Origin of the sequence: Flavihumibacter solisilvae (assembly GCF_000814475.1) — a bacterium.
Lineage (GTDB): Bacteria > Bacteroidota > Bacteroidia > Chitinophagales > Chitinophagaceae > Flavihumibacter > Flavihumibacter solisilvae.
Map to the genome: position 1 here is coordinate 1 of NZ_JSVC01000074.1, position 896 is coordinate 896.

1 protein-coding gene is annotated in these 896 nt (G+C 49.2%); it reads right to left on the reverse strand.

The features are described from left to right. Positions 1-896, reverse strand: an 896-nt coding sequence (locus OI18_RS23490) for a SprB repeat-containing protein (RefSeq protein ID WP_039144844.1), incomplete at both ends; no start/stop codon positions are given.

Genomic DNA, 896 nt, shown 5'->3' on the forward strand with positions numbered 1-896 from the left:
TACCGTTGCCGTAGTGATACAACCCATTGCATCGGTTACAGTTACCGTATAAGTTCCGGCAGTTAATCCTGTTGCTGTAGCACCAGTTTGTACCGGCGAAGTGTTCCAGCTGTAGGTATATGGAGCCGTACCACCAGTTGCATTTACAGTGGCAGAACCTGTGGCCGTACCGAAGCAGGATGCGTTAGTACCTACTGTTGATGCTGTAAGCAGTGTGGGTTCAGTTATGGTAACCGTAGTAGTTGTAATACAACCTGCAGCATCAGTTACCGTAACGGTATAAGTTCCGGCAGTAAGGCCTGTTGCTGTAGCACCAGTCTGTACCGGCAGGGTGTTCCAGGAATAAGTGTAAGGTGCAGTTCCACCGCTCACGTTCACAGTTGCAGAACCTGTGGCCGTACCGAAGCAGGATGCGTTAGTACCTACTGTTGATGCTGTAAGCAGTGTGGGTTCAGTTATGGTAACCGTAGTAGTTGTAATACAACCTGCAGCATCGGTCACCGTTACCGTATAAGTTCCGGCAGTAAGGCCTGTTGCTGTAGCACCAGTCTGTACAGGCAGGGTGTTCCAGGAATAAGTGTAAGGTGCAGTTCCACCTGTAACATTTACAGTGGCTGATCCGGTTGCTGTTCCGAAGCAGGATGCGTTAGTACCTACTGTTGATGCTGTAAGCAGTGTGGGTTCCGTAATCGTAACCGTAGTAGTTGTAATACAACCTGCAGCATCAGTTACCGTAACCGTATAAGTTCCGGCAGTAAGGCCTGTTGCTGTTACACCAGTTTGTACCGGCAGGGTATTCCAGAAATAAGTGTAAGGTGCAGTTCCACCGCTCACGTTCACTGTTGCAGATCCTGTTGCTGTACCAAAACAGTCTGCGTTGCTTGCAGTAGTGCTTG